A 22,275-nucleotide genomic window follows, 5' to 3' on the forward strand; every position below is an offset into this window, starting at 1 on the left:
GTCTTGGGGGGGGGAGGTGAGCCGCCTGGCGGGGCGGTGGGGGTGGTGGGGGGGGGGGGGGGGGGACCCCCCCCCCCCCCCCCCCCCCCACGCCGCCTCACCGCGCGGCTTCGGCGCTGCCGCTCCCCCCGACACCCCGGCAAACCCGCCGATCCCCCCTGGCCACACCCTCCGGCGAGAGTGGTCCGCACAGGCCCCGGCGAGCCCCCACCCCGGGGACGTCGTGATCTCACGCTAACAAACCGCGTGGTTGGTTTGTCAATAGTGAAATCCATGAAACATCCACATTGTGACGAAGGGCTCCGCAGCGGCCGGATAGGCCTCGTACCAGGGATTTGTGGCCGTGCCGGGGTGGTCCGCCCGTACTCGACCGCCCGCGCCGGGCAGGGGTGGGCGGAGGTGCGCACCGGACGGAATCCGACATTCCGAGCATCATGGCAGTACGCAGTGACACCGGACGGGCGCCCAGCGCAGCCGGGGGAGGGGCGGAGCGGGCGGGCTCAGCGGAGCAGCCGGCGCTCCTTCGCCACCGCCACCGCGCCCGCCCGGGTGTCCACGCCCAACTTGTCGTAGATCCGGCCGAGGTGAGTCTTCACGGTGGCCTCGCTGATGAACAGCGCCCGGGCGATCTCCCGGTTGCCCAGCCCCTGAGCCAGCTGTTCGAGGATGTCCTGCTCGCGCTCGGTCAGCTGCGGCGAGGGTGCCCGCATCTGTGCCATCACCCGTGAGGCGACCGGCGGGGAGAGCACCGTCCGGCCCTGTGCGGCCGCGTGCACGGCGGCGAAGAGTTCCTCCGGGCGCTCGGCCTTCAGCAGGTAGCCGGTGGCACCGGCGGCGATGGCCCGGGTGATGTCGGCGTCAGTGTCGTAGGTGGTGAGCACCAGGACGTGCGGCCCGCCCGGGGCGGCGGTGATCCGCCGGGTGGCCTCCACCCCGTCGATGCCGTCGCCGAGTTGGAGGTCCATCAGCACGACCTGGGGCGCCAGCCGGGCGGCCAGCGCGACGGCCTCCTCGCCGGTGCTCGCCTCGCCGACCACCTCGATGTCGCCGGCGCTCGCCAGCAGTGCCAACAGGCCGGCCCGCACCACGGCGTGGTCGTCGCAGACCAGCAGCCGGACGGGAGCCGTCCGGGCGGGAGTCGTGCGGGCGGGACTCGTGCTCATGGCTGCTCCAGGGTCATCGCTGTTCCGGACCGGTCGGTGCTCCGGGCTGATCGCCGCTTTGGGCTCATCGCCGCCCCGGGATCATGCCGCTCCGGGCTCACCGCTGCTCCAGGGGCACCGCGGCGGAGACGACGGTGCCCTCACCGGGCGTGCTCTCCACGGTCAGCCTGCCACCCAACTGCCGCAGTCGGGCACGCATGGCCGGCAGGCCGTAGCCGCGCCGGCTCCCGCTCGCGCCCCCGGTCTCGGCCCCGCTCTCGCCCCCGCCCCCGCCCCCGGTGCCGACCGCGTCCGGGTCGAAGCCCCGCCCGTCGTCGGCGACGTCCAGCACGGCCTGGTCGCCGAGGAAGGACAGCGTGATCGCGGCGGCCGACGCCCCGGCGTGCTCGCGGACGTTGGCCAGCGCGCCCTGGGCGATCCGCAGCAGCGCGGACTGTGCGGCGGTGGGCAGCGGCACCGGCGTGCCGTCCAGGTGGAAGCGGACCGGCAGCCCGCTCTCGGCGGACTCCCGTTCGGCCAGCGCCCGCAGCGCCCGGTCGAGGGTGCGGCCGTCCGACAGCTCCACCGGGGCGAGGTCATGGACGAAGCGGCGGGCCTCGGCCAGGTTCCGGGCGGCCACCTCGGCGGCGGTGCGGACGTGGGTGCGGGCGGTCGCCGGGTGGGTGTCCCAGGTGCGCTCGGCGGCCTGGAGCAGCATCTGCTGGCTGGACAGGCCCTGCGCCAGGGTGTCGTGGATCTCCATCGCCAGTCGCGCGCGTTCGGCCAGGGTGCCCTCCCGCCGCTCGGTGGCGGCGAGTTCGCGCCGGGTGCGGACCAGGTCGGCGATCAGCGCGCGTTGCCGGGCGGCCTGCCGGGCCATGAAGAGGAAGACACCGGTGGCGAGCGCGGCCACCGCGGGCGGCAGCAGGACGAGGGTGGCGTCGACGCCGCCGGGCAGCCGGATCTCGGCGATCACCACCAGCAGGGTCAGCGCGCCGACCAGCGGGATGGCCGCCTTCGCGGGCAGCGCCCGCAGCGCGGTGTAGATGAGCGGGACGGCGCACCAGGCGAAGCTCGGCGCGAGCAGCACCAGCACCACCCAGAGCGCCACCACCAGGGCCAGCGGCCACCGGCGGCGCCGGCCCGGGGAGGTCGGCCGGTGGTGGTCGAGCCAGGACCCGGCCGGTCGGGCGACCGCGAGGGCCGCGCTCAGCCCGATCACCCAGGGCGCCTGGGCGTTGCCGGAGTGGTGGCTGAGGTAGCGGTTGAGCGAGGCGGCGAGCAGCAGCAGGAAGGCGGAGTCCAGCAGCAGCGCGAGCCGGCCCGCGTCCGGATCGCCGGCGTCGGGCCCGAGGACGCCGCGAAGGCCGGCACCGGTACGGTCCGCAGCGCGGCGGCCGGCGGTCGGGCGGGGCTGCTGCACGGGTGGCTCCTGGCTGAACGGGTGGTGCATGCGCGGCCGGTGGGGTCCGCACCGACCGAGGGACGGCCGTGCCGGTCGGCGCCGGCCCGGACCGCTCGGAGCAGGCCCGGACCGGCCCGTCCGGAACCGCACTGACCTGCGTCGATCCCTCGATGGTGACCCGTCCGGCCCGGGCCCGCATCAGCCGATCGGTTGACGCCGCCGTCCACCATCATGCCCGGACGCCCGCGCCGGACCGTCGATGTGGCGGCCCCTGCCCCGGCCGGAGGATCGAAGCACGCCGCCGGACGATCCCCCCGACGGTCCGGCGGCCCCCGAACCCCCACCCGACCCCGCAGATCCGCTGAGGAGCTGGACCATGAAGAAGACTTCCGTGCGCACCCGGGTGCTGACCGGCACCGTCGTCGCCGCCGCGGTCGCCGCCGCCACCGTCGGCGCCGTCTCGGCCAGCGCCGAGTCCACCGACACCCCGGCCGTCCCGGCCGCGGCGAAGGCCGACACCCAGAACAAGAACCTGGCCCCGAGCAGCGGTCTGACCATCGACGCCGCCACCCGCGCCGCCCAGGCCGCCCTGGACGCGGCCACCAAGGCCGGCCAGCACGTGTCGGTCGCGGTCGTCGACCGTGACGGTGTCACCCGGGTGCTGCTGAAGGGCGACGGCGCCGGCCCGCAGGCCCCGGTCTCGGCCGAGCGCAAGGCCTTCACCGCGGTGTCCTGGAACGCCCCGACCTCGGAGCTGGCCAAGCGCCTGGCCCAGGCCCCGAACCTGAAGGACATCCCGGGCACCCTGTTCCTGGCCGGCGGTGCCCCGATCCAGTCGAAGGGCGCTCCGATCGCGGCCGTCGGTGTCGCGGGCGCGCCCAGCGGGGACCTGGACGAGCAGTTCGCGCAGGCGGGCGTCGCCGAGCTGGCGAAGTGACGCGAGCCCGGCCGGCGGCCCGCCCCGCGCGGGGGCAGGGGCCGCCCGGCCGGGCCGGGGCCTCGTTCGGGTGAACACAGGGAGGGTCGCCGCAGAACACGGGATGACCCTTCGAAAAGCCGGTGCCACTGTCAGTGGCGCGTGGCAGGCTTCCCGGTATGACGGCGTGGACCCTCAACGACATCGAACGTGCGATCCGCTCCTCCTGGGGTGTCGACACCTGTGCGCCCGAGGATCTGGCCCACTGGCGTCCCGACAATCCCGCCCGCGGCCAGTGCGGGGTGACGGCGATGGTGGTGCACGACCTGCTCGGCGGCGAGCTCATGATGGGCGAGGTGTACGTCGACGGGGTGCGGACGGATCTCCACTGGTGGAACCGTTTCGCCACCGGCTTCGAGATCGACCTCACCCGCGAGCAGTTCGGGCCGGACGAGCTGGTCGGCCCCGGCCGTCCGGTCGCCCGCCCGGCCCGCCCCGGCCGCCTCCAGGCCCAGTACGAGCTGCTGCGCGGCCGGGTGGTCGCCGAGTTGGAGCGCGGCGCCGCCGCCGACCGCACGCGGGTGCCGGCCCGGGCCGCCCGGGCCGCCGCCACCCGGGCCCGTGCCTGCGCCTGAGCCGCGCCCCGGCCACGGGTGCGCCGAGGGGTTCGGCACCCGGGTCGGTAGCGGGTTCGGCAGCCGGTGTCGTCCGGCCCGCAAGGCCCCCTGACGTACAGTCGGTCGCATACGAGCAGTGGCGACCAGGGGAGTGCGCGGATGAGCGGGCGGACGATCGGCTTCGTCGGGCTGGGCGGGATGGGGCGCGGCATGGCCGGCAGCCTGCTGCGGGCCGGTCACACGGTACGGGTCTGGAACCGCTCGCCCGAGCCGGTGGCCGCGATGGTGGCCGAGGGCGCGCAGGCGGCCGACTCGCTCGCCGAGGTGTTCGCCGCCGACACGGTGGTCTCCATGCTCGCCAACGACGCGGCGGTCGAGCAGCTGCTGCTCGACCCCGCGCTGCTGGCCGGCGCCGAGGCGACCCTGCACGTCAACATGGCCACCGTCTCGCTCGCCCTCGCCGAACGGGCCGAGGCGCTGCACGGCGAGCACGGCATCGGCTACGTCGCCGCCCCGGTGCTCGGCCGGCCGCCGGTCGCGGCGGCCGGGCGGCTGAACATCCTGGCCGCGGGCGCGCCCGACCTGCTGGAGCGGGCCGAGCCGCTGTTCGCCGCGATGGGCGAGCGCACCTGGTACTTCGGGGACAGCCCCCGGCAGGCCAACACGGCCAAGATCAGCACCAACTTCCTGATCGCCTGCGCGATCGAGTCGATGGCCGAGGCGTGCAGCCTGGCCGACGCGAACGGCGTCCGGCCGACCGAGCTGGTCGAGATGCTCACCGCCACGCTCTTCCCCGGGCCGATCTACGGCGGCTACGGCGCGATGGTGGCCGAACGCCGCTACGAGCCGGCCGGGTTCCGGCTGCCGCTCGGGCTCAAGGACGTCGGCCTCGCGCTGGAGGCGGGCGCCTCGCGCAACGTCCCGCTCCCGTTCGGCAGCATCCTGCGGGACGCCTTCCTGGACGCGCTCGCCCACGGCGACGGGGAGAAGGACTGGGCGGCCGTCGCCGCCGTCGCCCGCCGCCGGGCCGGACTGCCCGCCTGACCGCCGTCCGGTCGTCCGCGCCAAACCCAGCGCGCTGCAAGGGGGTTGGCGCGGGCACGGAATAAACGGGCCTTCGACGGCCGCTCTCTCCTCCGTCCGTACCGCATTCACGACGGGGGAGTCATGATGGCCGATCAGCCGTCCGGCGCCGCGGCGCCGCGTCGTTTCCTGTTCCTCGACGCCAGCGCGCGCACCGACGGGAACTCCGTCCGGCTGGCCCGGCTGGCCGCCGAGTCGAGCCTGCCGCCCGGCGCCGAGCAGCACTGGCTGCGGCTGGAGGACCACCCGCTGCCGCCCTTCCGGGACCTGCGGCACACCGGCGACGGCCGCTACCCCGAGCCGGTCGGCCACGAGCGGGCCCTGCTGGACGCCACGCTCGCGGCCACCGACCTGGTCTTCGTCGCGCCGCTGTACTGGTACTCGCTGCCGACCAGTGCCAAGCTCTACCTCGACCACTGGTCGGCCTGGCTGCGGCTGCCCGGGGTGGACTTCCGCGCCCGGATGGGCGGCCGCACGCTCTGGGGCGTCACCGCACTCGCCGCCACCGAGGAGGACAAGGCCGAACCGCTGGTCGGCACCCTCCGGCTGACCGCCGAGTACATGGCGATGCGCTGGGGCGGAGCGCTGATCGGCAGCGGCAACCGCCCGGGCGAGGTGCTGGACGACGAGCGGGCGGTGATCGCGGCCAAGTCCTTCTTCGCGGGCTGAGTTCGGGCTCGGCCCGGCCCGAGCGCCCGGCCCGAGCCCCGGCGTACACCACGGGCCGACCGCCGGCGGGCCGGGCACGGCAGGCCCCGGCCGGACGCCCATGCGCGTTCGCCCCCCGCCGGAGGAGGCCCTGCGGTACCGTCCTACGGGCGTGTACCCGTCACCGCGGGTCGACTTCAGGCGAGGTGCAAAAGCCTTACAAGTGGCCAGAGTTGGGCGATTCGGGCATCGATTTCCCCGGTCCTGGGCGCAGCGTGCCACCCGGCTTCCGGACCGGTCGGATCGTTCGGTACTCTCCGTCGGACTTTCAGCTTCGCGGGGGGTACTGCGGCGTCTGCGGCCGCCCCCTCGCGCCCGGGCCTCGCCCGGACACTTCCGTGAGGTCTCCTTGTCCATACGTCGCAGTCTTGCCCTTGCCGGAGCCGCCGCGCTCGCGTCCTCGCTCGTGCTGGCGGGCGCCCAGGGCGCCATGGCCGTCGGCACCCCCGGCACCCCGTCCGCCGTCGCCTCCCAGGCCGACAAGGCGTCGCACGCGAGCCTCGACCTCTCGCTGAACAACGTGCCCGGCACCTTCATCGCCGGCGGTGACGCCCGCGAGTTCACCTTCAAGGTCGACAACCGGACGAAGCACGACTTCGTCTTCATCCCGCTGCTCAAGTTCAAGAGCAAGGCGGGCTCGCTCCAGGCGAAGGACCTCAAGGTCCAGTACCGGCTCCCCGGGGGCGAGTGGCAGACCGCCGTGGTCGCCCCCGACAAGAGCGGGGAGAAGAAGAACGACTCCGTCCTGATGATGCTCGGCACCCTCGACGCCGAAGGCAACCCGGTCGGCGACGACCTGCTCGGGGTGAACCGCGGCAAGAACGTCCCGATCAAGGTCCGGGCGTCCTTCGCCGACGGCTCCCCGCTCGGCCGGGCCGGCGTCGTCCCGGTCGTCTTCGCCGCCCAGCTCGACGACTCCAGCCACCAGCCGGTCGACAACGGCCACCTCAGCTGCGACGGCGGCGTGGGCTTCGTCATCAAGGCGCCGGGCGGCAAGCCGACCCCGACGCCCACCTCGTCGCACACCGGCAAGCCCAGCCCGACGCCGACCCAGACGGGCAAGCCCAGCCCGACCGCGAGCAGCTCCCCGTCGGCCACCGCGACCACCACGCCGACCGAGAAGCCGACCGAGACGCCCACCGGCAAGCCGACCGAGACCCCGACCGAGAAGCCCACCGAGCAGCCGACCACCCCGGCCACCGGTACGCCCTCCGGCTCGGCCACCGCCCCGGCCCCGGCCGAGAGCACCGGCGACACCGCGGGCCCGATCGACTTCCCGGTGGAGCCCCCGGTCATCACCCCGCCGCCGCTGACCCCGGCCGTGGTCGACAAGGCCAAGGCCGCCGCCGACGGCGCCGACAAGGCCCTGGCCCAGACCGGTGGCGGCGACAACACCACGGTCATCGCGGCCACCGGTGGTGCCGTCCTGGTCGCCGGCATCGGCACCCTCGTGGTGCTGCGCCGCCGCAAGTCCGCGCAGCAGGGCTGACCCGAAGCGCTGACCGGGGCGCCGCCCCGAAGCGCCGCCCCGAAGCGCCGCCCCGAAGCGCCGCCCCGAAGCGCCGCCCCGAAGCGCCGCCCCGAAGCGCTGACCCGGGCGCGCCGCCGAGCGCGCAGGCCCGGCCCCGTGCCGCCCGTGCCGCCCGCACCGTCCCGTCGGACGGATCCGCGGGCGGCACGGGCGGTTCTCCTCCGTCACATAGGATGTCCGGCCGGAGGGGGCGGAACGGCTGGGAGAGGACAGGTGCGGGTAGTACGCACGGCACGGACCACCACCGACTACGAGGCGACCACCGGGCGGATCGCCGGACTGCCGCTCCGCAGGCACCACGTCCTGCTGGCCGCCTGGACGGTGCTCTGGTTCCTCCTGGTCGAGCCCAGCGGCGGCTTCTCGTGGCACTACCTGCGCCAGGGCGAGCAGCTGCTCTTCAGTGACCAGCCCGACGGCGGCCTGTCGCTCTACGCCCACCACCCGGAGCTCCAGATCGGCCCGGTCAGTCTGGCCGCGGCCAGGCTCACCGCCCCGTTCGCGCCGCACACCGGCGAGCTGATCGCCGAGGCGGTGAGTGCCGGGCTGGGCCTGGTGATGCTGGTCCTGGTCGGCCGCACCGCCGCCCTGTACTACCTCGGCACCGGGACCAACCACCGGCGCCTCCAGCAGCGGCTGCTGATCGCCGGGCTGGCGTTCATCCCGATGTGGGTCGAGGTCTCGGTCCGCTTCGCGCACCTGGACGACGTCCTGGCGCTGTTCTTCACCACCCTCGCCGCGCACGCCCTGGCCCGCGGCAAACCCGTCCAGGTCGCGGTGTTCCTGGCGCTGGCGGTCGATTCCAAACCCTGGGCGATCGCCTTCGCCCCGCTGATCCTGGCGCTGCCCAGGCCCGCCTGGCTGCGCACCGCGCTCTGGTTCTGCGCCCTGGTGGCGATCGCCTGGCTGCCGTTCTACCTGGGCAACCTGGACACCATGGCGGCCGCCAAGTTCACCATCCCGAACCAGCCCGCCTCCGCGCTGCGCTGGTTCGGGGTCACCGACCCGGCCACCCCCTGGTGGGACCGTCCGACCCAGTTCGCGCTCGGCATCGGGCTCGGCTGCGTCGCCGTCTGGCGCGGCCGCTGGCCCGCCGTGGTGCTGCTGGGCGCGGACGCCCGCATCCTGCTCGACCCGAGCGTCTACACGTACTACACGGCCTCGATCCTGCTCGGCACCCTGCTCTGGGACGCGGTCGGGCAGAAGCGGCTCGTCCCGTGGTGGAGCTGGATAGCGCTGGCCTCGCTGTACGGCGGCACGCTGTTCCTGCCGTCCGACGCGGCCCGCGGCTTCGTCCGGCTCGCCTTCGTGGTGGTCTCCGCCTCGTACGTGCTGCTCTGGCCCACCCAGCGGTCCCGCCGGCAGCGGCCCGGCGCACCGGGCGACGGCGGCGGCCGCAGGGGTGGTCGGCGGCGCGAGCGGGTGCCGGCCGGCGCCGGGGTCCGAGACGGGCGCGCCCGCGCCGGCGCCACGGCTTGACCCTCACGCGACGTGAGAGCCGAGGGTGGTGGTCAGCACCAGGGAGGAACTCCGATGACCAGTGAGGGCTACTCGGTCGGCGCCGTGGCGAAGATCGCCAAGGTGACGGTCCGCACCCTGCACCACTACGACGAGATCGGCCTGCTGTCCCCGGCCGGCCGTACCCGCTCCGGCTACCGCCGCTACGGGGACGCCGACCTCGACCGGCTGCAGCAGATCCTCTTCTACCGAGAACTCGGGTTCCCCCTGGAGGAGATCGCGGCGATCCTGGACGACGACTCGGTCAGCCCGACCGAACACCTCCGGCGGCAGCACCGGCTGCTCACCGACCGGATCAGTCACCTCCAGGAACTCGCCTCAGCCGTCGAACACGCCATGGAGGCACGGAGAATGGGCATTCAGCTGACCCCGGAGGAGAAGTTCGAGATCTTCGGCGAGGGCTACCAGGAGGAGTGGGAGCAGGAGGCCGAGCAGCGCTGGGGCGACACCGAGGCCTGGGCCGAGTCGCAGCGCCGCACCGGCGGCTACTCCAAGGCCGACTGGCAGCGCATCCAGGCCGAGATGACCGGGATCAACGACCGCCTGGCCGAGGCGGTCACCGCCGGCGAGCCCGCCGACGGCCCGGTGGCCACGGACCTCGCCGAGGAGCACCGCCAGCACATCTGCCGGAACTTCTACGACTGCACGTTCACCATCCACCGCGGCCTGGCCGGGCTGTACGTCTCCGACTCGCGCTGGACCGACACCTACGAGAAGCTCGCGCCGGGCCTGGCCCAGTGGCTGCACGACGCCATCCTCGCCAACGCGGACCTGCGCGAGGCCGACCCCGAGGCGAAGCGCGAGGCGTGACAGCGGGCGCGCTCAGGCCACCTCGCGCGCTCAGGCCACCCCGCGCGTTCAGGCCACCCCGCGCGCTCAGGCCGCCCCGCGCCCGAAGGAGCGCCGGTAGGAGGTCGGGGAGGTGCGCATCACCCGACCGAAGTGGTGGCGGAACGTCGCGGCGCTCTCGAAGCCGACCGCCGCGGCGATCTCCTCCACCGTCCCCTCCGGCGACTCCAGTAGCGCCAGACTGGCCGCGATGCGCTGGGTGACGACCCAGCGCATCGGGCTGGTCCCGGTGCGGGCGGTGAAGTGCCGCAGGTACGAGCGGTCCGACATCCGGGCGGCGCGGGCCAGTCGGGAGATGGTCAGCGGGGACGACAGGTGGTCCAGCGCCCACTGCATGCTGCGGGCTATGCCGTCCTCCTCGTCCTCGACCGGGCGGACCGCCGCCTCGACGAACTGGGCCTGCCCGCCGTCCCGGTGCGGCGCCACCACGAAGCGCCTGGCCACCGTGTTCGCCACTTTGGCACCGTGGTCCCGGCGGACCAGGTGCAGGCAGAGGTCGATGCCGGCCGCGCTGCCCGCGCTGGTCAGCACGTCGCCGTTGTCCACGTACAGCACGTCCGGGTTGACCCGCACCGCCGGGTGGCGCTGCTGGAGCAGCTCGGCGTACCGCCAGTGGGTGGTCGCCTCCCGGCCGTCCAGCAGCCCGGCGGCGGCCAGCGCGAAGGCGCCCCCGCAGATCGACACGATCCGGGCGCCGCGACCGTGCGCGGTGCGCAGCGCCTCGACCAGGGCGGGGGAGACGCCCCCGGCACCGCGGCCGGGAGGTGCCCCGACGCCGCCGAACACGTTGGGCACCCCGGGGACGATCACGGTGTCGGCGGCCGCCAGCTCGTCCAGCCCGTACGGGGCGGTCAGCGTGAAGCCGCCCACCGCGTCCAGCGGCATCCCGGGCCGCTCGGCGCACACCTTCAGCCCGTACCAGGGCGCCGCCAGCAGGCCGGCCAGCTCGGGCCGCGCGAGCCCGAACACCTCGACCACCACGCCGAGTTCGAAGGTCGCCATGCCCGGGAAGGCGTACACCGCGACGTCGTGCACGGGCTCCGGGCGCCGGCCGATGGTGACGGACACCGGCCGCGACGCGGTGGCGGCGGCCGCGGCCGCACCCACGGCCGTACCGGTTCCGGCACCGACCGGGCCGTCGACGTTCTGCTCGGCCATGCGAACCCCCTGCTCACGGGTGGCGGAATGCCGGTGAGTGTAGCCGTCCGGACCCCCTCGGAACTTTCTTCGAACCCACCTGCAACCTCCGCTCCCGTCACACGTCCTTGACTACGGGGGGCGGAGGGAGCCCGGCCGAGGGCGGGCTGGGATGATCCCCCCGATCACGATCTTGATCAGGTGACCTGACGGAACGGCGGCCGCCGTCACCGTCCCGGGGGAAAGCGGAAACGCAGATGTCCATGGCCATCGGGCCGACCGCCGTGCAGTCAGGGGGACGCGGCTTCTCCGTCCGAGGAGTGGTCGCCGCGCTGTTCGGTGCGCAGGAGGTCGGCGAGCCGCTCGCCGGCGTCGTCACCGAACAGGACGCGAAGCAGCGCCGTTCCGGCTTCCGCCTGTTGCGCGGCGGCCGCAAGCCCGCCGAGGACCGGCCCACCCTGACCGACCTCTACCACGCCCACCGGCTCGGTCTGGTCCGGATGGCGGTCCTGCTGGTCGACCACCAGGACCTGGCCGAGGACGTCGTCCAGGAGGCCTTCACCCAGCTCTACCAGCGCTACGGCGAGGAACTGGACGACCTCGACAACGCGCTCGGCTACCTGCGCACGTCGGTGGTCAACGGCGCCCGTTCGATGCTGCGCCGCCGCAAGACCGCCCGCGAGTACGTGCCGCCGCACGTGGCCGACGCGCCGTCCGCCGAGGACCACGCGGTGCTCAACGACGAGCACCGCCGGGTGCTGGTGGCCCTGCAGGAGTTGACTCCCCGCCAGCGCGAGGTGCTGGTGCTGCGCTACTGGTCCGACATGTCGGAAGCGCAGATTGCCGAGACCCTGGGGCTGTCCCGGGGTGCCGTGAAGTCCACCGCCAGCCGCGCTCTGGACGCCTTGGAAAAGCACCTGGAGAAGGTTCGATGACCGACAAGCTCCCCCGCCGCACCGGCGGCGACGGCGACGGGCCGGCCGAGACACCCACGGAACGGCTGCTGCGCGAGGCGTTGACGGCCCGGGCCTCCATGGTCACGGCGACCGGCCTGCGCCCGGCCGCTCCCCCGAAGAGCCGGATCCGCCGACTGCGCCCGGTGTACGCCGTCACCCTGCCGCTCGGCCTGGCCGCCGCCATGGCGATCGGCGTGCTCACCTTCCACGGCGAGCCGGTCGCCCAGGACCAGGTCCCGCCGCCGGCCGCCACGCTGACCTCCGTGCCGAGCCCGACGCCCGAGCCGACCGGCGCACCCAGCCCCACGTCCGACGCCACCGACCCGGGCACCCCCACCGGCGCTGCCGAGACCGACGTCCCGCTCGCCGACGGTGCCTCGTCCACGACCCCCACCGCCCCCAACGCCGCGACCGGTGCGGCGAGTTCGTACACCCTTCGAGGGGTCAAGTTCAGGGTTCCGGGAGGCTGGAAGGTCGTGCCGCGCTCGGCGGACCGGGTCTGCGTGCTGAGCCCCGGAGCGCCGACCGAGCCGCAGCAGGGCTGGACGCAGGCGGACTGTGAGCCCTACGGCGTCATGGTCGTGGTCTACAACACCCCGGACGAGACCGAAAGCGGTGCCTGGCCGACGATGAACGACCTCGCCGCCCCCGACGGCTGGGGCCACCAGCCGAACTGCCCGGTCTGGGGCCGGCCCTACTTCCCCGACAGCGGCTACTCCTCGATGGGCGCCCCGGTGCGGACCAAGTCCACGGTGGGCGGCAAGTCGATCGACAAGACCCAGTGGAACGTCACCTGCAAGCCCGGGGACAGCTTCACCGCCCAGCTGTGGGGCATGGGTTCGGACCAGGTCTTCGTGGTGGCGAACGGGCTCAAGAGCGACTACCAGGCGGGCCTGACGTCGATCGTCAACAGCCTGGACGTGAGCGGCCACAAGCCGCCGACCGGGGTCGCGCAGAGCGGCAAGGACATCGCCATCACCGTCGACGGCGGCATCGGCGCGGGGCAGAAGGTGTCCAACGGCGGCACCCCGGTGACCTTCTCGGTGACCTACCGGAACACCAGCCAGAAGAGCTTCGCGAAGGTCCAGCCGCTGGTCTACACGAAGGAGTACGCCGGGACGCCGCCCAGCGAGATGGTCATGATGAACCAGGGCAAGCTGGAGCGCCAGGACGGCGGTGGCTGGACGGCGCTCCCGCTGTCGATGGGCGGCGGCATGGACTACGCGATGGCGGCCGCGAGCGCCGCGTTCTCGCTCGCTCCGGGTGAGAGCAAGAAGGTGACGTACCGGATGACCCTCGACCCGGTGGACGGGCCCGGGACGATGCCGGTGGTCGTCCAGGTGACGCTGCCGTACACCGGCACCGCGCCGCTGAACGTCCTGAACGAGCTGACCGTCCCGGTGACGGTCGTGAAGCAGTAGTCCCAAGCGGGCCGTCAGTCCCAAGCGGGCCGTCGAGGCGCCGTGACCGGGGTTCTCCCCTGGTCACGGCGCCTTTCGGCGTTCCGGGGAGGGTCGCGGGAAATTTCTTCGAACCCGGGTGCAACCCCCCGGCGGGATGGACGTCTATCAGGGTGAGAGGCGGGGAGAGCGAGCCGGCGAAGCCGGGGGGCTCGGGCCGGCTCCTCGGGGCGCGACAGTAGGCGCCCGCTCATCCGATCAAAACCACCATCGCCGTGTCCTTGGGGGGACTGTCACATGAACGCGTCCGTTATCGCCCGTATTGCGAAGATCATCCCGCTGGCCGTCGTCGCCGCCGTCGGTGTCGCCGCCTGCGGCCCGACCAACGGCGGGTCGTCCGTCGCCGCCTCCGCCCCCTCGGCCGGCTCCTCGGCCACCCCCGGCGCGGGTGCCGTTCCGACCACCCCCGCCCCGGCCGCGCCCACCACCGCCGCGCCGGCCGCCACGCCCACGGCCGAGGCCCCGGCGGCGGAGGCCCCCGCCGTCGAGCCCGCCAAGCCCGCCGCGAAGGCCCCGGCCAAGCCGGCCACGAAGGCCCCGGCCAAGCCCGCCGCCGCCAAGCCCGGCGCGCCGAAGCCCGCCGCCCAGTCCGGCGGAAGCGGCATCGGGATCACCTTCAGCGGCCTGAGCGAGGGCGCGCAGATCGAGCTGAACGACCTGGTGACCTTCTCCGTCACCTGGAAGAACAACGACGCCACCGGCACCCGCAGCGTGGCCCCGGTGGTGGCGACCCAGCAGTACGAGGGCGCCCCCTGCGCGCGGGTGTCGGACCTCGCCGACGGCACCCTGGAGCGCAAGGACGCCTCGGGCTGGAAGAAGCTGGACCACCTCAGCCAGGGCACCGGGATGGACTACGTGATGAACCGCAGCGACGGGGCCTTCACGCTCGCCGCCGGCGAGAGCCGGACCATCGAGTACCGGATGCGGCTGTCCACGGCCAACCGTCCGGGCCGGCTCGGGATCGAGGCGGACGCCCCCGTGCCGAACTCCCCGGACTACCAGGGCATCGCGAAGGCCGTGCTGAACGCCTCGGTCGTCGACCACCTCAGCCCGGAGGTGACCGGCGTGTCGAAGACGGGCCTCAAGGCCGGGACGACCCCCGTCGAGTTCGGCTTCGAGGCCAACGCCCCGGGGGGCACCGCGAACCTGCGCCCCGTGGTGGGTGTGTCGAGCGCCTCGTGGCTGGCGGCGGGCGACTTCACGCTGGAGGCGAGGGTCGGCGCTGACTGGAAGCCGGTCGAGGTGCAGCAGGACTGCGACGGTCTGACCGCGGTCCTCCCGACCGGGATGGAGAGCAACCGGTGGGGTGACACGCTCGAGTACACCTTCCGGATCACCATGAAGGAGACCCCGAAGTACCCCGTGGAGGTCCAGGTGGGTGCCCGGTCGAACGGCCACCAGTCCGCCTACTGGGACGTCTTCGGCGACCGGGCCTGACAGCCGGCCCGCACCTGAAGCCGAAGGGCCCGGCCTCCCACTGCTCGGGAGGCCGGGCCCTTCACCGTTCCGCGGCTCAGGCGAGCGAGGCCATCCAGGCCTCGACGTCCTCGGAGCTGCGGGGCAGGCCGGCCGAGAGGTTCTCGTTGCCGTCGGCGGTGACCAGGATGTCGTCCTCGATCCGGACGCCGATGCCGCGGTACTCCTCCGGCACGGTCAGGTCGTCCTGCTGGAAGTACAGGCCCGGCTCGACGGTCAGCACCATGCCCGGGACCAGCAGCGCGTCGACGTGCTCCTCGCGGCGCGAGTGGGCGCAGTCGTGGACGTCCAGGCCGAGCATGTGGCCGGTGCCGTGCAGGGTCCAGCGGCGCTGGAGGCCGAGCTCCAGGACCTTCTCGACGTCGTACACCGAGGCGTCCAGCAGACCCCAGGCGAGCAGCCGCTCGGCGAGGACGCGCTGCGAGGCCTCGTGGAAGTCGCGGAAGCGGGCGCCGGGCTTCACCGCGGCGATTCCGGCCTCCTGGGCGTCGTACACGGCGTCGTAGATCCGGCGCTGCAGCTCGGTGAAGCGGCCGTTGATCGGCAGGCTGCGGGTGACGTCGGCGGTGTAGAGGGTGCTGGTCTCCACGCCCGCGTCCAGCAGCAGCAGCTCGCCGGGGCGCACGTCGCCGTCGTTGCGCACCCAGTGCAGGGTGGTGGCGTGCGGGCCGGCCGCGGCGATGGTGCCGTAGCCGACGTCGTTGCCCTCGACCCGGGCGCGGCGCCAGAAGGTGCCCTCGATCCAGCGCTCCGAGGTGGCGACGGCCTGGCCCAGCTCGCGGACCACGTCGGTGAAGCCCTTGACGGTGGCGTCGCAGGCGGCGCGCAGCTCGCCGATCTCCCACTCGTCCTTGACCAGCCGCAGGCCGCTCAGGAACTCCTTGAACTCGGCGTCCTTGTCGGCGTCCAGGGCGTCGGCCAGCGCGGCCTCCAGGCCGGCGTCGTAGCCGCGGACGATCCGGGTCGGCACGGCGGAGTCCGCGGCCTTCGCGGCCAGCTCCTCGGCGGCCTGGCGCACGTCCCGGGCGGGCAGGCCGAGCAGCTGCTCCTGCTCGCTCAGGCTGTGCCGGCGGCCGACCCACAGCTCGCCGTGGCCGTCCAGCCAGAACTCGCCGTTCTCGCGGTTCGAGCGGGGCAGCAGGTAGAGCGCGAACTCGTGGCCGGTCGCTCCGGTCGGCTCGCCGACCAGCACCGCGTCCTCGGTCTGGTCGCCGGTGAGGTGGACGTACTCGCTGGAGGCGCGGAACGCGTAGTCGGTGTCGTTGGAGCGCACCCGCAGGTTGCCCGCCGGGACGACCAGGCGCTCGCCGGGGTAGGCGGCGGACAGCGCGGCGCGGCGCTCGGCCGCGTACGGGGCCTGGGCGACCGGGACGAGGCCGTGCAGCTCGGTGTCGGCCCAGCCGGACTTCATCGAGGCGGCGAGCTCGTCGGAGATCTCGCCGTAGAGACCGTTCTTGCGGCCCTTGAACTGCTCGGGCTCCTCGCCGCCCTCGGCCTCGGGGTTCTCGGCCACCGCGGGGGTACGGTCCTCGGTCACGTGCAACGCCTCCTTGGGGGTGGTACCGCCGCCCGTCGGGGGAGGTGTCGGATCGCGACACGCGCGGGCGGCCGTGCGTCCATGGTACGGACGTCCGGCCGCCCGTCCTCGCCCAGCCTTCGGCCGGGGGGACCCCCAGGGCCCGAACCGTTCCTCTCCTACTCGAAGCGGGCCGCCAGCAGCATCAGGTCGTCGGTGGCCGTGCCCGGGGTCTCCCGGTCCGGGCAGACCGCCAGGAGGTGGGCGCAGAGCCGGTCCGGGTCGATCCGCACGTCGCGCGGGGCGTCGGCGGCGGCCCGGCGCAGGTTGGCCTGCCCGGCGTGCAGGGTCGGCCCGCAGCGGCGGGCCAGGCCCTCGGTGTAGAGCAGCAGGGTGTCGCCGCGCTCGGCGGTGAACTCCACCCCGGGCGCCTCCCAGCAGGTCAGCATGCCGAGCGGGGCGGAGAGCGAGGTCTCGACGAACTCGGCGCCGTGCCGGCCGACCAGGACCGGCGGGCAGTGCCCGGCGCCGGCCAGGGTGATCCGGCGCTCCTCGGGCTCGACCCAGGCGTAGACGGCGGTCGCGGTGCGGGTCGGCTCGGTGGTCTTGAGCAGCAGTTCCAGGTCCCCCAGGACGGAGACCGGGTCCTCGCCCTCCAGCACCGCGTACGCCCGCAGCGCGGCCCGGACCCGGCCCATCGCGGCGGCCGCGCCGGGGGCGGAGCCGGGGCCCGCCCCGGGGCCGTCACCGGAGACGGATCCGACGGTGAGGCCGATGGTGCCGTCGGGCAGCGGGATCGCGTCGTACCAGTCGCTGCCGCAGGAGAGCTCCAGCCCGGCGGGGACCAGCCGGGCGGCCAGCCGCAGCCCGGCGGCCCGGGGGAGCCGGTCCGGCAGCAGTCCGCGGCGCAGCGCCTCGGTGGTGCGCGAGATCCGGTCCGACTCCAGTTGCTTGGCGAGCAGCGGGGCGGCGATCTCGCAGTAGTGGCGGGCCAGTTCCCGCTGGCAGCCGGTCGGTTCGGCGGGCTCGTCGTAGAACCAGAGGGCGGCGGCGAGCGGGCCGTCCTCGTCGGTGGCGAGCGGCAGGCCGTAGGCGCCGCCGAGGCCGAGGTGGACGGCGAGTTCGCGCAGCCGGGCGCCGATGGCCGGGTCCTCGGCGAGGTCGCGGGAGTGCAGGTGGGCGGGCCGGTCGAGTTCGCGCAGCAGCCGGGCCAGCAGGCTCTGCTCGGTCGGGACGGTCTCCAGGGCGCCGAGGCTGGCGCGGTCGAGGTTGAAGCCGACCGGCTGTCCGGGCCCGCCGCCGGGCCGCCTGGTGACCAGCATGCCGCGCCGGGCGCCGAGCAGGGCGGCCCCGGAGGCGAGGACGGTGTCCAGGGTGGCGGTCAGGCCGCGGGCACGGGCCAGCCGCTCGGTGTGCTCGTGCAGGCTGGTGAAATCGGACAGGCGTCCGGCCAAACGGTCCTGCACCGCGGCGGACGGGGCCGTGCGGTCGTCCGCCGTGCCGTCCGGGGTGTCGACGGGGCCGGGCAGGTCCGGCAGGTCGAGGACGGTGAGCCCGCCTGCGCTGCCGGGTTCACCCGGCTCGGCGGTCGTCGTCGACGGGACGGCCGCCGACGGGTGGGACTCATTCATGCCGTCACTCCTGACGCGGTGCTACGTGCCATGCGAAACCCCCAGCTAAGGCCAATGTGGAGCGAGCACGGCCAAAGGGCGTGTTTCGCCTCGATTCGCTACTACTCGTCATTGATCGACAGCAATGCCACCACTTCTACACAGGCCATTCGGGGCATGTCCAGATCCAGGACGACGCGGTGGCCCGTTCCACATCCAGCGCGACCCGGTCGGGGGGCGTGCGGGGTCCGTACGCGCGCCGTGGAGCCCGCAGGCATGGAGCGGGCCGCGAGCGGGCAGAACCGGGAGGACGGACCCGGGCGGCCGTCCGGATCGTATGTCCGTGCCGCCCGTGAGCCGGGCTGGCCGGAACTCTCTCACTCGTACGGTGGAACCAAGCGCGCCCGGGCGGCGTCCATCCGGTCGCGTACGGGATTCTCGTTCCAAGGGCTGTGCCGGTGCGCGGCCCTTCATGTCGTGCTCCACACGCTCCACGTCGCAGCCGCGTCGTCCGCCCCGCCGCCCGCCCCGCCCCGCGCCGCCCGGGGCCCGCCGCGGCGGCCCGCACGGAGGATCCCGACGGACGCCGGTGGAGCGGAGCGAACCGAGCGGTCAGGGAAAGGAACGAGCGCCATGCGTGAGAACCCGAAGAGCCGGTCGGAGGAGCGTTCCGCCCGGTTGGCCGCGGCCCTGGCGGCCGCCGTCGACCACCGCTGGCCCGTGGTGCCGGGCACCGTGCTGTGCGACGGCCGCTGCTCCTGCGGCGACCCGGACTGCACCGTTCCCGGCGCCCACCCGCACGACCCCTCGCTGCTGGCCGCCACCACGGACGCCCGGATGGTGCGCTGGTGGTGGGAGCGGCGGTGCCCGGACGCGCCGGTGCTGGCCGCCACCGGCCGCACCGTCTCGGCGGTCAGCCTGCCCGCGGAGGCCGGAGCCCGGGCGCTGGTCTACCTGAGCGCGCTGCGCCTGCCGCTCGGACCGGTGCTGGCGATGCCGGGCCGCTACGCGCTGCTGGTGGCTCCGTACTCGCTGGACGCGCTCGGCGACATGCTCGCCCAACTCCCTTGGGTGCCGGGGTCGTTGCGCTACCACGGGCCGGGCGGATTCCTGCCGCTGCCGCCCGGCGGTGCGGCGGTGGGGGTCCCCGCGGCCGGAGGCTGGGGGCGGGTGCGCTGGGTGCTGGCGCCGCGGCCGGGCGCGGGCGGCGGGGTCTGGCTGCCGCAGGTCGGGCCGCTGCTGGGGGAGTTGGTGGAGGCGACGGTCCGACTGGACCGCGGACGCTCGGCCCACTGAGGGCCGGCTCCGCGCGGGCGCTCCATCGGGGTGATCCGTGCGGGCGCTCCGATGGGGCGCTCCGGAAAAACAAAAGATCCGACCGCTGGCGACGGGGGATGCACCAGCGGCCGGACTCTTTAGACAGTAACAAGGATCCGCGCCCGCGCCAATTTCCAAGACGCCCTCCACGCCCGGAAATTGCGCGTTCACCACGACAATGTGACGCGTATCACGCGGATCCCGCGCGCTTTAGTTCAGGGTGACCTGACGGTTCACCAGGTTCGCGCGGGCGCGCCGCTCCTCGGCGGTCAGCGGGGTCCCGTCGGCGAGCACGGAGGCGAGCCGCGCGGCGAACTCGGCGGCCGGCTTCTCGCAGTCGGCGGCGGTCATCTCGAGCGGGAGGTCCCACACCGGGACGGTCAGGCCGTGCGCGCGGAAGGAGCCGACCAGGCGGGTGTCCGGGCCGAGCGAGGCCTCGTCGGCCGCGTTCAGCCGGGCCAGCGCGTCCAGCAGCTGCTCCTCGGGCACGGTCATCACCCAGCGCAGGTGGTTCTTGTCCGGGGTGCCGCACCAGTAGGCGGAGTCCACGCCGGCGAGCTTCTCGGTCGGGATGGCCGAGGCGTTGGCGCGCTCCAGGGAGGCGGCGACCTCGCCGGTGGCGGCCTCGGCGTCCTCCAGCCAGAACTCGAAGCCGGTGTGCACGGTGGGCGTGAACGCGGCGGTGGTGTCCAGCAGGTCCTGCAGGCGGCGCCCGCCCGGGACGGTCCGGCGGGCCGGCACCGGGCTGCCCGGCTCGGTGGCCAGGGCCAGCTCCAGGGCGTCCGCGAGGTCGCGGCTGAGGTCCCCGGAGGCGGACTGGGTCTGCAGGCCGAGCAGGATCGAGCCGTCCTGGCGGCGCAGGGCCGGCCAGGCCAGCGGCAGCACGGTGGCGAGGGTCACCGACGGGATGTCACCGGTAGCGCCCTCGGCCACCCCGGCGGCCAGCGTCAGCGGCACCGTGGCGGCGGGCACCAGCTCGCGCAGCGCCACCCAGTCGGCCTCGCCGGGCAGGCCCTCGAACGGGCGGTGCACCAGCTCCTGGACCGCGTGCGAGGCCTCGCGGCCGTGGCACGCCTTGTACCGGCGGCCCGAGCCGCAGGGGCAGTCCTCGCGGGCCCCGACCACGGGGATCTCGCCCGTGACGGCGGTGGTGGACTGGCGCTGCGGCGCCTTCTTGGCGGCCTTCTTGCCCATGCTGCGGCTCTCCCGGGAACGGTGGTCCTGTGTCCCGGGAAGCCTAACGACACATTCCCCGAGCCCGGCTCATGCGCTACGGGCATCGCCTCCGGTGCGCCGGGCGTGCCGGGCCCGGGCGGGCAGCGCCGCCCAGACCGTGACCTCGCCCGGGGCGTCGCGCACGCCCCAGTCGCTCGCCAGCTGGTCGACGATGCTCAGGCCGCGGCCGCCGCGCGAGGTCAGCGAGGGACTCGCGGGCAGCGGCCGGGTGGCCGCCCCGCCGTCCGTGACCTCCAGGGTGAGCACCCCGTCGGCGTGCATCTGCCAGCGGACCAGCACCCCGCCGTCCGGCTCGTCCGAACCCTCGGCGGACTCCCGGCCGCCCGGCGCGGCGTGCGGCCCGGACGGGACACCGACCAGGACCTGCCCGAGCACCTCGGCCCGGGAGCCGCGCCCCAGCGCCGGCAGCGGGCCGAGCGGACGGGCGTACCGACAGGCGTTGCTCAACAGCTCGGAAAGGATCAGAACAGCATCATCGATGACCGGTTCCGGTATCTGCCGGTCACCCAGATCTCGACGCAGTCGGCGCCGTGCGACCCCGACACTCGCTGGGCCGTGCGGCACTGCCATGGTCGATGAAGTCGGCACTTCACGCGCCACCATCAACGCCACCCCCGGACCTCCTTCAGCGTATGCCGAGGGAGAGATGCCCCTTGGTAATGCGTCGGAAACGAGCACCGGACGATCCCGCCCGCCCATTTCGAGCGCGGCGACCGACGGTCGACATCAGGTCATTCCGTGCTCACCCTCTGTCGCCCGGATGCAAGAATTCCGGCAATTTCGCGCAAGGAAGGTTTGACTGCTGACCAGAAGTGATCGGATCTGACGGTATGGCCCCGGCCGGTCCTCGGTGCGTCGGCGGATCACCAGGCGATCACGGGCGCGATCACCGGGGGATCGCCCGGCGAGCGGCCGGCGATGATCCGGCCGTCAGCGGCCGAGCTGCGCCAGCACCTCCGCGGGCCGGTTGGTGATGATCGCGGACACCCCGAGCTCCAGGCAGAGCTCGACGTCGGCCGGCTCGTCCACCGTCCACACGTGCACCTCGTGCCCCAGCTCCCGCAGCCGGGTCACCAGCTGCGGGCGGGCCCGCACCAGTTCGATGCCCGGGCCGGCGATCCGCGCCCCGCCCGGCAGCGGCGAGCCCGCGCGCAGCCGGCCGAGCAGCGGCAGGGTCCGCTCGAACAGGAAGACCCGCCGGTACTGCGGTGCGGCGGCGCCCACCCGGTCCAGCGCGACCGAGGAGAAGCTCATGATCCGGGCGGACGGGCGGCCGCCGTCCCGGGTCGCGCCGATCTTGAACCGCTCCAGCGTCCGCAGCAGCTCGGCCTCCACCCGGCCGCGGAAGCGCACCGGGTGCTTGGTCTCGATCGCCAGGTCCACCGGGCGGCCGCACTCCACCACCAGCTCCAGCAGCCGCTCCAGCCGCAGCACGCCGCGCAGCTCGGGGTCGGTGCTGGGGCGGCCGGTCTTCCAGGCGCCGAAGTCGTACGCCTCCAGCTCGGCGAGGGTCATGGCCGAGACGGTGCCCCGGCCGTTCGAGACCCGGCCGATCCGGCGGTCGTGCACGCAGACCAGCGCGCCGTCGGCGGTGACCCGGACGTCGCACTCCAGCGCGTCCGCGCCCTCGTCGAGCGCGCGTCGGTAGGCCGCGAGGGTGTGCTCGGGCAGGGCGTGGGAGGAACCGCGGTGGGCGATCACCTGGACGGTCGGCGCGGTGCGCGCCGCCGTCGAGGACAGGTCTGGGCTGGTCACAGGCCCAACGATAGGTGGCGGAAGTGAAGCGCGGACAAAGACGGCC

19 protein-coding genes are annotated in these 22,275 nt (G+C 74.2%); 11 read left to right on the plus strand and 8 right to left on the minus strand.

All coding sequences use genetic code 11. From position 1 onward, the window contains the following. Window positions 1-500: 500 nt before the first annotated feature. Together ACZ5OX_RS07585 and ACZ5OX_RS07590 are read right to left on the minus strand one after the other, a co-directional pair. Entirely contained in the window at window positions 501-1,163 is a 663-nt protein-coding gene (locus tag ACZ5OX_RS07585; protein WP_449787783.1) for a response regulator, read from the minus strand. A gap of 97 nt (window positions 1,164-1,260) precedes the next feature. Beyond that, window positions 1,261-2,595: a sensor histidine kinase gene (locus ACZ5OX_RS07590; protein WP_465629135.1), complete on the minus strand. Its 1,335-nt coding sequence runs from the start codon at window positions 2,593-2,595 to the stop codon at window positions 1,261-1,263. 328 nt (window positions 2,596-2,923) lie between these two features. Between ACZ5OX_RS07590 and ACZ5OX_RS07595 the strand changes: the two genes are divergently transcribed. The 7 genes from ACZ5OX_RS07595 to ACZ5OX_RS07625 all read left to right on the plus strand — a co-directional run bounded on the left by ACZ5OX_RS07595 (window position 2,924) and on the right by ACZ5OX_RS07625 (window position 9,727). Then, window positions 2,924-3,484, plus strand: coding sequence for a GlcG/HbpS family heme-binding protein (locus ACZ5OX_RS07595; protein ID WP_392868506.1), 561 nt, complete (start codon window positions 2,924-2,926; stop codon window positions 3,482-3,484). Between the two features lie 158 nt (window positions 3,485-3,642). Then, on the plus strand, window positions 3,643-4,098 hold the full coding sequence (locus ACZ5OX_RS07600; RefSeq protein WP_449787780.1) for a YunG family protein: 456 nt from the start codon (window positions 3,643-3,645) through the stop codon (window positions 4,096-4,098). A gap of 141 nt (window positions 4,099-4,239) precedes the next feature. Continuing rightward, window positions 4,240-5,124, plus strand: a complete 885-nt coding sequence (locus ACZ5OX_RS07605; RefSeq protein ID WP_465629136.1) for an NAD(P)-dependent oxidoreductase — start codon at window positions 4,240-4,242, stop codon at window positions 5,122-5,124. A gap of 123 nt (window positions 5,125-5,247) precedes the next feature. Continuing rightward, complete coding sequence (locus tag ACZ5OX_RS07610) at window positions 5,248-5,832, plus strand: flavodoxin family protein (protein ID WP_465629137.1); 585 nt, start codon at window positions 5,248-5,250, stop codon at window positions 5,830-5,832. Between the two features lie 388 nt (window positions 5,833-6,220). Further along, on the plus strand, window positions 6,221-7,360 hold the full coding sequence (locus ACZ5OX_RS07615) for an LPXTG cell wall anchor domain-containing protein (RefSeq protein ID WP_465629138.1): 1,140 nt from the start codon (window positions 6,221-6,223) through the stop codon (window positions 7,358-7,360). Window positions 7,361-7,615: 255 nt separating this feature from the next. Then, window positions 7,616-8,878 (plus strand): hypothetical protein, encoded by a 1,263-nt coding sequence (locus ACZ5OX_RS07620; protein WP_465629139.1) that lies wholly within the window; start codon window positions 7,616-7,618, stop codon window positions 8,876-8,878. Between the two features lie 54 nt (window positions 8,879-8,932). After that, window positions 8,933-9,727 carry a MerR family transcriptional regulator gene (locus ACZ5OX_RS07625; RefSeq protein ID WP_465629140.1) on the plus strand — a complete coding sequence of 265 codons (795 nt, stop codon included), beginning with the start codon at window positions 8,933-8,935 and terminating at the stop codon, window positions 9,725-9,727. A 66-nt stretch (window positions 9,728-9,793) separates the two neighbouring features. Here ACZ5OX_RS07625 and ACZ5OX_RS07630 read toward each other — a convergent pair whose 3' ends face one another. Beyond that, window positions 9,794-10,801 (minus strand): helix-turn-helix domain-containing protein, encoded by a 1,008-nt coding sequence (locus ACZ5OX_RS07630; protein ID WP_465629610.1) that lies wholly within the window; start codon window positions 10,799-10,801, stop codon window positions 9,794-9,796. A 359-nt stretch (window positions 10,802-11,160) separates the two neighbouring features. Here ACZ5OX_RS07630 and ACZ5OX_RS07635 point away from each other — a divergent pair, with 359 nt between their 5' ends. From ACZ5OX_RS07635 to ACZ5OX_RS07645, 3 genes are all read left to right on the plus strand, one after another. Beyond that, on the plus strand, window positions 11,161-11,838 hold the full coding sequence (locus ACZ5OX_RS07635) for an RNA polymerase sigma factor (RefSeq protein WP_449808681.1): 678 nt from the start codon (window positions 11,161-11,163) through the stop codon (window positions 11,836-11,838). Continuing rightward, entirely contained in the window at window positions 11,835-13,280 is a 1,446-nt protein-coding gene (locus tag ACZ5OX_RS07640) for a hypothetical protein (RefSeq protein ID WP_465629141.1), read from the plus strand. The genes ACZ5OX_RS07635 and ACZ5OX_RS07640 overlap by 4 nt, the downstream gene beginning before the upstream one ends. Before the next feature lie 276 nt (window positions 13,281-13,556). Further along, the gene (locus ACZ5OX_RS07645) at window positions 13,557-14,756 is read left to right on the plus strand and encodes a hypothetical protein (protein ID WP_465629142.1); all 1,200 of its coding nucleotides are present in this window, start codon (window positions 13,557-13,559) and stop codon (window positions 14,754-14,756) included. A 76-nt stretch (window positions 14,757-14,832) separates the two neighbouring features. Here the strand turns inward: ACZ5OX_RS07645 and ACZ5OX_RS07650 are convergent, their stop codons facing one another. After that, window positions 14,833-16,332 (minus strand): aminopeptidase P family protein, encoded by a 1,500-nt coding sequence (locus ACZ5OX_RS07650; RefSeq protein WP_449788529.1) that lies wholly within the window; start codon window positions 16,330-16,332, stop codon window positions 14,833-14,835. Window positions 16,333-16,490: 158 nt separating this feature from the next. Next, window positions 16,491-17,942 (minus strand): PP2C family protein-serine/threonine phosphatase, encoded by a 1,452-nt coding sequence (locus ACZ5OX_RS07655; protein WP_465629143.1) that lies wholly within the window; start codon window positions 17,940-17,942, stop codon window positions 16,491-16,493. A gap of 612 nt (window positions 17,943-18,554) precedes the next feature. Between ACZ5OX_RS07655 and ACZ5OX_RS07660 the strand changes: the two genes are divergently transcribed. After that, window positions 18,555-19,217 carry a bifunctional DNA primase/polymerase gene (locus tag ACZ5OX_RS07660; protein WP_465629144.1) on the plus strand — a complete coding sequence of 221 codons (663 nt, stop codon included), beginning with the start codon at window positions 18,555-18,557 and terminating at the stop codon, window positions 19,215-19,217. Window positions 19,218-19,448: 231 nt separating this feature from the next. On the opposite strand, the gene ACZ5OX_RS07665 is transcribed toward ACZ5OX_RS07660, so the two are convergent. From ACZ5OX_RS07665 to ACZ5OX_RS07675, 3 genes are all read right to left on the minus strand, one after another. After that, window positions 19,449-20,432, minus strand: a complete 984-nt coding sequence (locus ACZ5OX_RS07665) for a DUF5926 family protein (RefSeq protein WP_465629145.1) — start codon at window positions 20,430-20,432, stop codon at window positions 19,449-19,451. A gap of 69 nt (window positions 20,433-20,501) precedes the next feature. Then, entirely contained in the window at window positions 20,502-21,077 is a 576-nt protein-coding gene (locus ACZ5OX_RS07670) for an ATP-binding protein (protein ID WP_449788535.1), read from the minus strand. A 327-nt stretch (window positions 21,078-21,404) separates the two neighbouring features. Then, on the minus strand, window positions 21,405-22,229 hold the full coding sequence (locus tag ACZ5OX_RS07675; protein WP_465629146.1) for a glycerophosphodiester phosphodiesterase: 825 nt from the start codon (window positions 22,227-22,229) through the stop codon (window positions 21,405-21,407). Window positions 22,230-22,275: the final 46 nt, after the last annotated feature.

Source organism: Kitasatospora sp. NPDC032121 (assembly GCF_055580145.1).

Excerpts from the sequence above, each read along its gene's own strand:
- ACZ5OX_RS07585 (WP_449787783.1), bottom strand. The coding sequence starts at position 1,163 with ATGAGCACGAGTCCCGCCCGCACGACTCCCGCCCGGACGGCTCCCGTC.
- ACZ5OX_RS07590 (WP_465629135.1), bottom strand. The coding sequence starts at position 2,595 with ATGCACCACCCGTTCAGCCAGGAGCCACCCGTGCAGCAGCCCCGCCCG.
- ACZ5OX_RS07595 (WP_392868506.1), top strand. The coding sequence starts at position 2,924 with ATGAAGAAGACTTCCGTGCGCACCCGGGTGCTGACCGGCACCGTCGTC.
- ACZ5OX_RS07600 (WP_449787780.1), top strand. The coding sequence starts at position 3,643 with ATGACGGCGTGGACCCTCAACGACATCGAACGTGCGATCCGCTCCTCC.
- ACZ5OX_RS07605 (WP_465629136.1), top strand. The coding sequence starts at position 4,240 with ATGAGCGGGCGGACGATCGGCTTCGTCGGGCTGGGCGGGATGGGGCGC.
- ACZ5OX_RS07610 (WP_465629137.1), top strand. The coding sequence starts at position 5,248 with ATGATGGCCGATCAGCCGTCCGGCGCCGCGGCGCCGCGTCGTTTCCTG.
- ACZ5OX_RS07625 (WP_465629140.1), top strand. The coding sequence starts at position 8,933 with ATGACCAGTGAGGGCTACTCGGTCGGCGCCGTGGCGAAGATCGCCAAG.
- ACZ5OX_RS07635 (WP_449808681.1), top strand. The coding sequence starts at position 11,161 with ATGTCCATGGCCATCGGGCCGACCGCCGTGCAGTCAGGGGGACGCGGC.
- ACZ5OX_RS07640 (WP_465629141.1), top strand. The coding sequence starts at position 11,835 with ATGACCGACAAGCTCCCCCGCCGCACCGGCGGCGACGGCGACGGGCCG.
- ACZ5OX_RS07645 (WP_465629142.1), top strand. The coding sequence starts at position 13,557 with ATGAACGCGTCCGTTATCGCCCGTATTGCGAAGATCATCCCGCTGGCC.
- ACZ5OX_RS07655 (WP_465629143.1), bottom strand. The coding sequence starts at position 17,942 with ATGAATGAGTCCCACCCGTCGGCGGCCGTCCCGTCGACGACGACCGCC.
- ACZ5OX_RS07660 (WP_465629144.1), top strand. The coding sequence starts at position 18,555 with ATGCGTGAGAACCCGAAGAGCCGGTCGGAGGAGCGTTCCGCCCGGTTG.
- ACZ5OX_RS07665 (WP_465629145.1), bottom strand. The coding sequence starts at position 20,432 with ATGGGCAAGAAGGCCGCCAAGAAGGCGCCGCAGCGCCAGTCCACCACC.
- ACZ5OX_RS07670 (WP_449788535.1), bottom strand. The coding sequence starts at position 21,077 with ATGGTGGCGCGTGAAGTGCCGACTTCATCGACCATGGCAGTGCCGCAC.